Here is a 6880-nt window from a genome sequence, read left to right as displayed (position 1 = left end):
GTCGGGGGCCGGCGCGTAGCGGGCGGCGGGGGCCCGGAGGAGCCAGCCCGGGGGGCGGGTGCCGCGCGGGGCGGGGGTGATCAGGCCCATCCGGTGGAGCAGGTCCAGCGCGTCGCGGCGCAGCGCGGTGCGGTCGGCGAGGTAGTCACGGCGCCAGCCGGCCGGCAGGCCGTACTCGTCGGCGATGTCGCCGAGCACGCCGTCTATCAGCGCGTCGGGGACCGGCACATCGGTGCCCCCGGTCTCGCCCGGGAGCGGCCGCACCTCCTCGACCAGGCGCTCGACCAGCAGCAGGGCCGCCTGAGCGGCCGTGTCGGCGCCGGGCAGGGCGAGGTCGGTGAGCTCCTCCGCCGGGTCGAGCAGGGCGACACCCTCGGCCCGCTGCTCCGCTTCCAGGCCGAGGAAGTCGGCGAGCGCGGCCGGGCCGGTGCGGCCGTGGTCGCGCAGCCAGGCGCGCTGGTCCTCGGGCAGGTCGGCGGCGAGCACGGCCGGGGTCTCGGCGAGGCGGCGGCGGACGGCGGTGCCGGGCTCGGCCTCGGCGGCGCGGCGGATGAGGTCGGTGGCGTCGTCGGCGAGCGCGGGCGGGCCGACCGGGACGGCGCGGGCGAGTTCCCGGTCGACCGTCAGCACGGTGGGACCGGCGGCGGCCGGGTCGGCGAGGGCGGCGGCGGGGAGGTCGCCGAGCACCTGCCAGTCGGCGAGCACGGCGAGCGCCATCGCGAGCTCGGCCCGGTCCGCCGGCCGCGCTGCCGGGCCGGGGCCGGGACGGACGGCGTCCATCGCGGCGAGCAGGCCGTCCAGCGGGAGCCGCTCGGGGGCGTCGACCAGCAGGGACAGCGCGAGGGCGAGCTGCGCGTAGCCGCCGGGGGTGAACGGGGCGCCGGTGGCGGGGTGTTCGAGGCGCCGGGTGGCGCCGGGGCCGAGTCCGGCCTTGTGCAGGCGGGCGTGCCAGGGGCCGACCACCAGGCGGTAGCCGAGCAGGGTGTCGAAGCGCTCGGCGAGCCAGTCCCGGTGACGGCGGATCAGCGGGAAGCCGTCGGCGTGCGGCCCGGAGGCGGTCACCAGCGGGTGGGCGACGAGCAGCCGGGCGGCGATCCGGCGTTCGGCGGCGGTGGTCGCGGCGGAACGATCCTGCGGGACGGTACCGGCGCCCCGGGAGCGTTCGGGCTTGCGGTGGCGGCCGGGCTTGCCCGGCTTGGCACCTGAGAGGACGACGGGCAGCGCGGCGGCGTCCCGGCGGGCGCGGCGCAGGCCGCCGGCCGGGCGCGGCTCGCGGGCGCGCAGCGGCGCGGGGGTGTGCGCGGTGGGGCCGTGCCACCAGCTGACCTCGGTGGTGAGCGGCGCGGCGGCGGACGGGTCGGCGGCCGAGCCGGTGACCGAGCCGGTGACCGGACCGGCAGTGGCGGGCCCGGTCGCCGGACCGGCGGGGGCGCCGAAGTGGCGGGCCGGGTAGAGGCCGAGGGAGGCGGCACAGAGGTCGTCGGCGGTACCGGGCTCGGCCTCGGCGAACCAGCGCGCGAGCCGCAGCAGCCCGGGGTCGGGCGAGAGCCCGGAGGCGGAGGGGGAGCCGGAGTCGCAGACCGGTGCGGCCTCCTGCGGGGCGTCAGCTCCGGTGCCGGGGGCGACCCGGGGGACGGATCCGGCTCCGGATCCGCGTACGGCGACGACGGCGGCGGTGGTGCCCCGCCCCGCCCCGCCCGTGCGCCCGTCCGACGTGCCACCGGCCGTCCGCGCGGCGCCGGTCGCGTACTCCTGCTGCTCCATGTCGGGGACCAGACTAGACGGTGGGCGCGGCCCTCGCTGGCAGCCGCCCGGGTCCCGACGACATCCGGCCGAACGGCGGCCGGGCCGCGACGGGAGGACCACCAGTGTCCGGACCGGCGCCGGACGGACGCCCGACGGGCGACACGTCACCCCGGTTGCGCGGCCGGACCTACGCACCGGTAACAATCTCTTCCACACCCCCTGCCGGTCGCCCGCGGTGCCCAGCAGGATGGTGACCGGCACGGGCGTACCCGCTCCCCTGCCCGCCCCACCGCTCGCCCCGCCCGCTCCCCACCGCCCGGAGGACACTCCGCATGAGCATCCGTACGACCACCCGCGCCGTTCTCGGCGGCCGGCTGCGCTCCGCCGGTGGCCTGCTCACCGGCTACGCCACCACCTCGGCGGCCCATCTGGGGGCGCTGCTGACCGGTACGCCCGCGCTGCGCCACGCCACCAAGCCCGCGCTGATGCCGCTGCTCGCCGCGCACAGCGTCACCCGGGCCACCGAGGCGGGCCGGCGCGCGCCGAAGCTGCTCGCGCCGGCGCTGCTGCTGAGCGCGGGCGGGGACGTGCTGCTGCAGCTCGGCAACGACACCGCGTTCCTGGCCGGAATGGGATCGTTCGCGGCGGCGCACGTCTGCTACGTGACGATGTTCGTCGGCCAGGGCGCGCTGACCGACCGGCGGCGGACGATGGTGGTCGCGGCGGCGTACGCGACGGCCTGGGTGACGATGGTGGGCCGGCTCTGGCCCGACCTCGGGGACCTGCGGGCGCCGGTGGCCGGCTACAGCCTGCTGCTCGCCTCGACGGCGGTCGCCTCGGCCGGGCTCGGGGCGCGAGGCGGGCTGGGCGGGGCGCTGTTCCTGCTCTCGGACACGCTGATCGCCACCAAGCTGGCGAAGTGGCGGGAGCTGCCGGGGCACGATTTCTGGATCATGGCCACGTACCTCCTGGCGCAGTACCTGCTGGCGAGCGGTGCGCTGCGGGCCACCGAGGAGCGGGAGGCCGGGGCCGACGGTTCGACGGCGGCCGAAGCGCCGACGACCGCCGGGCCGGGCGCGGCACCCGCCTGGGCGTGACCGCGACCGCAACCGCAACCACCGAATTCGCGACCACCCCGCCCTGACGAACGCCCTGACGAACGCCCGGGCGCGCCGCACACCGGACGGACGCGCCGTCCGACGGCACCCGGCTTTGCAAAGTATCTGCCGACTTTGCAAAGTGCACATTGCAAAGTCAACGGACAACCGGGCAGGCCGCACCCACGGAAACGTTCCGCCCGACGAACCCGGCGCCGACCGAACGCGCGAAGGTGCCGTCGGACCCTGCGTCCGACGGCACCCCAGCACCACAAAGCATGCGTGGACTTTGCAAAGTGCACTTTGCAAAGTCCACGAACACCCACCACCCTGCCCAGGTACGGCCCGCTCGCCACAGGCCGCACCCGCAGGCCGCACCAACAGAAACGTTCCGTCAGACGGACCCGGCGCCGGTCGACCGCCGCCGCAGCAGCCAGAAGCCGCCGATCCCGCCCACCACCAGCAGCGCGCCGCCCGCGAGTTCCACAGGGTCGGCAGCCACCGAGCCGCCCAGACCGGTCTTCACCGCACCGTGCGGGGCGACCTGCTGACTGCCGGCACCGGACTGGCCGAGCGAACCCGCCCACTCCCCGGCCGCCTCGCTCCAGCCGCCCAGACCCGAGGGCGCGGAGCCGCCGGTGGACACCGAGACCGTGGTCACCGTGACATTGGTGGTGAAGGCGCCGCCGTCCGGGCAACTACCGTCGATCTTGTTCTCGCCGCCGTTCTTGCCCGCCAGCCGGGCGGAGCCGGTGTGCTTGCCGTCGGAGCCGAGCGTGAGGGTGGCCGGGCCGCCCTCGAAGGCCGGCGAGTTGGCGGTGATGGTCTTGGCGTTGGGCTTGTCGGACTTCTCGCAGGCGACCGTGACCGTCACGGTCTGGCCCGGTGCGGCCTGGGACGGGCTGACCGAGGCCGCGCCGTCCTTGGCCAGCGCGAGGGGGGCCGTCAGGCCGGTCAGCACCGTCGCGCCGATCAGGGCGGCGGCGGCCGTACGCGTGGGGCGCATACCGGAACCTCCGGGTTCTCTCGGGCGCAGCCGGGGACTCCGAAGTCCACGTGATCGAACAACTACACCCGGTCACTCACCGACGGTAGGCACACCCTCCGCGCCCGGCCACCGCTCTGGCCCGTTCGGGGGAGAGCCGGCCACCGTGGGTGACCGGCCCCGAGAAGCCCTCAGAGGTCCAGGTCGACGACCACCGGGGCGTGGTCCGAGGTGCCCTTGCCCTTGCGCGCCTCGCGGTCGACATAGCTGTCGGTGACGGCGTCCACGAAGGGCTTGTTGGCGTAGGTGAGGTCGATCCGCATGCCCCGGTTCTTCGGGAAGGCCAGCTGGCGGTAGTCCCAGTAGGTGTAGGGGCGGTCGTACTTGAGCGGCCGGGGCAGCACGTCGTGCAGGCCGGCCGCGTCCAGGGCGGCGAGGGCGGCGCGCTCGGCGGGGGTGACATGGGTCAGGCCCTCGAAGGCGGCGAGGTCGAAGACGTCCTCGTCGGTCGGTGCGATGTTGAAGTCGCCGAGGACGGCGAACGGGCGCTCACCGGCGGCGTCGTCCAGCGAGGCCACCCGCAGTGCCTCCAGCCACTCCAGCTTGTAGCGGTAGTGGGCGTGGTCGACCTCGCGCCCGTTCGGCACGTAGACCGACCAGACCCGGACCGGGCCGCAGGTGGCGGCGATCGCGCGCGGCTCGACATCGGGCAGCAGGGCGTCGTCGGCGAGGTAGCCGGGCTGCCCGGGCAGGTCGCGGACGACGTCGTCGAGGCCGATCCGGGAGAGGATCGCCACGCCGTTCCACCGGCCGTTGCCGTGCGCGGCCGTCTCGTAGCCGAGCTCGCGGACGGGCTCGTACGGGAAGGCGTCGGCGGCGCACTTCAGCTCCTGGAGGCAGAGCACGTCCGGCTTGGCGCTCTCCAGCCATTCCAGGAGCTTGGGCAGCCGCGCGGTGACGGAGTTGATGTTCCAGGTGGCGATGCGGACGGTCACGGCGGGCGGCCTTCCCGGTGGTTCGGTACGGACGGGGTGGGCGCCCCGGTCCCCCGGACGACGCCCACCCCGAATCTACCGAACGGCACCGACAAAGCTGTCCGGCCGCACAACGCCCGGCCGCACGACGCCCGGCCGCACGACGCCGGGCCGCACGGCAGCCGACACCGCTCCGCCCGGCTGCACCGCTCCCGGCGCTACGGCTCGGGCCGGACCACCGCCGCCGAGCCGCCGCCGCGGCGTACCGGTTCGGCCGCGGCGACCCAGCGGCCGTCCGGCAGCCGCTCGACACCGGTCGCCGCCCCGATCTCCGGCGTACTGGCGAACACATGGCCGAGAGCCTCCAGCCGCGCCCGTTCGGGCAGCGCCAGGAAGCCGGGCTCGGCCTGGGTGGCGGCCGTGTTGCGCTGGCTGGCGCGCGGCGCGGCGATCGCCTGTTCCAGGCTCAGCCCCCGGTCGAGGCGGCCGAGCAGCACCTGGAGGGTGGTGGTGATGATCGTCGCGCCGCCGGGCGAACCGGCCGCCAGCACGGGCTCGCCGTCGCGCAGCACGATGGTCGGCGAGAGCGAGGAGCGCGGCCGCTTGCCCGGGCCGGGCAGGTTGGGGTCGGGCACGCCCGGCACCAGCGGGGTGAAGTTGAAGTCGGTCAGCTCGTTGTTGAGCAGGAAGCCCCGGCCGGGGACGGTGATGCCGCTGCCGCCGGTCTGCTCCAGGGTCAGCGTGTAGGAGACGACGTTGCCCCAGCGGTCGGCCACGGTGAGGTGGCTGGTGCTCAGCCCCTCGTAGGGCTCGGCGGCGGGCGCCGGCCCCGCGCTCGCGCAGGCGGCGGGGTGGCGCGGGTCGCCGGGCGCGATCGGGCTGGTCAGGGCGCGGTCGGGGCTGATCAGGCAGGCCCGGGAGGCGGCGTACCGGGCGGAGAGCAGCTCCTTGACCGGGACGTCGTTGAAGGCCGGGTCGCCCACCCAGCGGTTGCGGTCCGCGAAGGAGAGCCGCGAGGCCTCCAGGAAGTGGTGGTAGTACTGCGTGGCGTCGTAGTCGGCGAGCTCGCCGTCCTCCAGGATGCCGAGCGCCTCGCCGACGGTGGTGCCGCCGGAGCTGGACGGGGCGATCGAGTAGAGGTCGTAGTCCCGGTAGGCGACATGGGTGGGCTGCTGACGGCGCACCCGGTAGTCGGCGAGGTCGGTGGCGTCGACCTTGCCGGGGCGGGCGACCCGGCCGGAGGCCGGATCGACCGGCGGGTGCTGGACGGTGCGGACGATGTCGGCGGCGATCCCGCCCCGGTACAGGGCCTCGGTGCCCTCCTTGCCGAGCTGCCGGTAGGTGGCGGCGAGGTCGGGGTTGCGGAAGGTGGAGCCGACCGCCGGGAGCGCGCCGCCGGGCAGGAAGAGCTTGGCGGTGTCGGGGAAGTCCTTGAACCGGGCCTGGTTGAGCGCGGTCTGGTCCTGGAAGGTCTGGTCGACGGTGAAGCCCCGCTCGGCGATCCGCCGGGCGGGTTCGAGCGCCTCGGCGAAGCTGCGCCGGCCCCAGAGTCCGACGGCGGTCTCCCAGGTGGCCGGGGAGCCGGGCACGCCGACGGACAGGCCGCTGGTGACGGCGTCGGCGAAGGGCAGCGGTTTGCCGTCCTCCAGGAACAGCGAGGTGTCGGCGGTCCGGGAGGCGGTCTCCCGGCCGTCGATGGTGTGCACCCGGCCGGTGGCGTGGTCGTAGTAGACGAAGTACCCGCCGCCGCCGATCCCGGCCGAGTACGGCTCGGTGACACCGAGCGCCGCCGCCACCGCGACCGCCGCGTCCACGGCGTTGCCGCCCTTGCGCAGCACCTCGATCCCGGCCGCCGTGGCGTCGGCGTCCACACTGGCGACCGCACCGCCCCGGCCGACCGCTTCGGGCACCTTCGCCGGCGGCGCCGCAGCCCCGGCCGGCCCGGCGGCGACCGTGCAGACCAGGGCCGTGGCGAGCAGCAACGGTGGTGCGATTCGTGCCAGCGCTCTCATCCGGAGTCCTCCCGAGTGCCTGAGTTGACGTCAACTCCGTTGTTTCACAGGAGCCATGACCCCGAC

The 6880-nt window shown here is 75.7% G+C and carries 5 protein-coding genes; 1 reads left to right on the top strand and 4 read right to left on the bottom strand.

Features of this window, described 5'->3' with window-relative positions; genetic code table 11:
- On the bottom strand, window positions 1-1764 hold a 1764-nt coding region (locus ADK60_RS19670), incomplete at its 3' end, for a DUF2398 family protein (RefSeq protein WP_053647673.1).
- A 314-nt stretch (window positions 1765-2078) separates the two neighbouring features.
- On the opposite strand from ADK60_RS19670, the gene ADK60_RS19665 reads away from it, so the two are divergent.
- Window positions 2079-2843: a lysoplasmalogenase gene (locus ADK60_RS19665; protein ID WP_053647671.1), complete on the top strand. Its 765-nt coding sequence runs from the start codon at window positions 2079-2081 to the stop codon at window positions 2841-2843.
- Window positions 2844-3237: 394 nt separating this feature from the next.
- Here the strand turns inward: ADK60_RS19665 and ADK60_RS19660 are convergent, their stop codons facing one another.
- The 3 genes from ADK60_RS19660 to ggt form a co-directional block, all read right to left on the bottom strand.
- Window positions 3238-3849: a hypothetical protein gene (locus ADK60_RS19660; RefSeq protein ID WP_053647668.1), complete on the bottom strand. Its 612-nt coding sequence runs from the start codon at window positions 3847-3849 to the stop codon at window positions 3238-3240.
- Window positions 3850-4019: 170 nt separating this feature from the next.
- Complete coding sequence (locus ADK60_RS19655) at window positions 4020-4823, bottom strand: exodeoxyribonuclease III (RefSeq protein ID WP_043465100.1); 804 nt, start codon at window positions 4821-4823, stop codon at window positions 4020-4022.
- Between the two features lie 197 nt (window positions 4824-5020).
- On the bottom strand, window positions 5021-6814 hold the full coding sequence (gene ggt, locus ADK60_RS19650; protein WP_045942056.1) for a gamma-glutamyltransferase: 1794 nt from the start codon (window positions 6812-6814) through the stop codon (window positions 5021-5023).
- Between the last annotated feature and the right edge of the window lie 66 nt (window positions 6815-6880).

The organism is Streptomyces sp. XY431 (assembly GCF_001279805.1).
Taxonomy (GTDB): domain Bacteria; phylum Actinomycetota; class Actinomycetes; order Streptomycetales; family Streptomycetaceae; genus Kitasatospora; species Kitasatospora purpeofusca.
The sequence above is the reverse complement of the archived record's forward strand: the minus strand, read 5'-3'. Positions and strand labels throughout refer to the sequence as shown.

Coding starts and splice junctions, on each gene's coding strand:
- ADK60_RS19665 (WP_053647671.1), top strand. CDS start 2,079: ATGAGCATCCGTACGACCACCCGCGCCGTTCTCGGCGGCCGGCTGCGC.
- ADK60_RS19660 (WP_053647668.1), bottom strand. CDS start 3,849: ATGCGCCCCACGCGTACGGCCGCCGCCGCCCTGATCGGCGCGACGGTG.
- ggt (WP_045942056.1), bottom strand. CDS start 6,814: ATGAGAGCGCTGGCACGAATCGCACCACCGTTGCTGCTCGCCACGGCC.